The organism is Pseudoruminococcus massiliensis (assembly GCF_900291955.1).
Classification (GTDB): domain Bacteria; phylum Bacillota; class Clostridia; order Oscillospirales; family Acutalibacteraceae; genus Pseudoruminococcus; species Pseudoruminococcus massiliensis.
The window spans coordinates 1-2,500 of record NZ_OLMR01000018.1; the positions used below are offsets into that span (position 1 = coordinate 1).

2 tRNA genes and 2 rRNA genes (1 of these 4 cut by a window edge) are annotated in these 2,500 nt (G+C 47.4%); all 4 read left to right on the forward strand.

The window, feature by feature from the left end:
• The first annotated feature begins 352 nt into the window (after positions 1-352).
• A 16S ribosomal RNA gene (locus C9914_RS11355) occupies positions 353-1,869 on the forward strand.
• 153 nt (positions 1,870-2,022) lie between these two features.
• A tRNA-Ala gene (locus tag C9914_RS11360) sits at positions 2,023-2,098 on the forward strand.
• 38 nt (positions 2,099-2,136) lie between these two features.
• Positions 2,137-2,213: transfer RNA gene (locus C9914_RS11365), tRNA-Ile, on the forward strand.
• A 182-nt stretch (positions 2,214-2,395) separates the two neighbouring features.
• A 23S ribosomal RNA gene (locus C9914_RS11370) occupies positions 2,396-2,500 on the forward strand; it runs 2,731 nt beyond the window's last position.
• The 16S and 23S rRNA genes sit together here with 2 tRNA genes alongside, the layout of an rRNA operon.

Genomic DNA, 2,500 nt, shown 5'->3' on the forward strand with positions numbered 1-2,500 from the left:
TCAAGAAAAGAGTGAAAAGTGAGTAAAGCACAGATTGATTTCTGGATTGCAAATTCACAAAAAGCTCAAAAAACTTTTTGAAAAAGTTTGAAAAAAGTCTTGACAAACGCTTTCGAGTGTGGTAAAATAAATAACGCACTTGAGAAACAAATGAAAAATTTGTAAAAAGTGCAAGGACCTTGAAAATTAAACAACACTAAAAAATTAGTACCCGTAATTACTTTGAGAAGATAATCTTTTCAAATTTTACGAAGTGAGAAAACACTTTACAAAAAAATCCAGATACGTCGCGTATCAAAATGAGCTTCAAAACTCAAAGAATGATTTTAACACTAATGTGTTTAAATACCATATTTTTGAGAGTTTGATCCTGGCTCAGGACGAACGCTGGCGGCGTGCCTAACACATGCAAGTCGAACGAAGCTTTGAGGAGCTTGCTTTTTAAAGCTTAGTGGCGGACGGGTGAGTAACGCGTGAGCAACCTGCCTCTCAGAGGGGGATAACGTTTTGAAAAGAACGCTAATACCGCATAACATATCGGAACCGCATGATTCTGATATCAAAGGAGCAATCCGCTGAGAGATGGGCTCGCGTCCGATTAGTTAGTTGGTGAGGTAACGGCTCACCAAGACTACGATCGGTAGCCGGACTGAGAGGTTGATCGGCCACATTGGGACTGAGACACGGCCCAGACTCCTACGGGAGGCAGCAGTGGGGGATATTGCGCAATGGGGGAAACCCTGACGCAGCAACGCCGCGTGAAGGAAGAAGGTCTTCGGATTGTAAACTTCTTTTGTCAGGGACGAAGAAAGTGACGGTACCTGACGAATAAGCTCCGGCTAACTACGTGCCAGCAGCCGCGGTAATACGTAGGGAGCGAGCGTTGTCCGGATTTACTGGGTGTAAAGGGTGCGTAGGCGGCCGAGCAAGTCAGTTGTGAAAACTATGGGCTTAACCCATAACGTGCAATTGAAACTGTCCGGCTTGAGTGAAGTAGAGGTAGGCGGAATTCCCGGTGTAGCGGTGAAATGCGTAGAGATCGGGAGGAACACCAGTGGCGAAGGCGGCCTACTGGGCTTTAACTGACGCTGAGGCACGAAAGCATGGGTAGCAAACAGGATTAGATACCCTGGTAGTCCATGCCGTAAACGATGATTACTAGGTGTGGGGGGACTGACCCCTTCCGTGCCGCAGTTAACACAATAAGTAATCCACCTGGGGAGTACGGCCGCAAGGTTGAAACTCAAAGGAATTGACGGGGGCCCGCACAAGCAGTGGAGTATGTGGTTTAATTCGAAGCAACGCGAAGAACCTTACCAGGTCTTGACATCCTGAGAATCCTTAAGAGATTAGGGAGTGCCTTCGGGAACTCAGAGACAGGTGGTGCATGGTTGTCGTCAGCTCGTGTCGTGAGATGTTGGGTTAAGTCCCGCAACGAGCGCAACCCTTGCTATTAGTTGCTACGCAAGAGCACTCTAATAGGACTGCCGTTGACAAAACGGAGGAAGGTGGGGACGACGTCAAATCATCATGCCCCTTATGACCTGGGCTACACACGTACTACAATGGCCATTAACAGAGGGAAGCAAAACCGCGAGGCAGAGCAAACCCCTAAAAATGGTCCCAGTTCGGATTGTAGGCTGCAACCCGCCTACATGAAGTTGGAATTGCTAGTAATCGCGGATCAGCATGCCGCGGTGAATACGTTCCCGGGCCTTGTACACACCGCCCGTCACACCATGGGAGCCGGTAATACCCGAAGTCAGTAGTCTAACAGCAATGAGGACGCTGCCGAAGGTAGGATTGGCGACTGGGGTGAAGTCGTAACAAGGTAGCCGTATCGGAAGGTGCGGCTGGATCACCTCCTTTCTATGGAGAAACGAACAGCAAAATGTTCAAAATCCAAGGTCGGAATTACGAGGAAAGTTTAAAAAAGTGTTGTTTAATTTTGAGGGTCCTTGAAAAAGGGTTCTCAGGGGATATGAGGAACGAAAGAGAGCTTTATGTTCCCTGAAGAAGTATGGGGGTATAGCTCAGCTGGGAGAGCACCTGCTTTGCAAGCAGGGGGTCAACGGTTCGATCCCGTTTATCTCCACCAGTGGCGAAAGTAATACTTGAGCCGATGATAACCAATATGGGCTTATAGCTCAGCCGGTTAGAGCACTCGCCTGATAAGCGAGAGGTCGGTGGTTCGAGTCCACTTAAGCCCACCAGTCGAGACATCTCGACATAAAAAGTGCTGAAAAGCACAAGATTGCACCTTGAAAACTGAATAAAGTATAGCAGATAAAGCAATATGATTAAATGTAATGCGCTGTATAAGTAAAAAGATACAGGGTAAGAATCTGAAGATTCAACTACAATTAATATGAAACAGAACCAAAGATTATCACATGGTCAAGCTACAAAGAGCACAAGGGGAATGCCTTGGCATCGGGAGCCGAAGAAGGACGCGACTAACTGCGATAAGCTACGGGGAGCCGTAAGTAGGCATTGATCC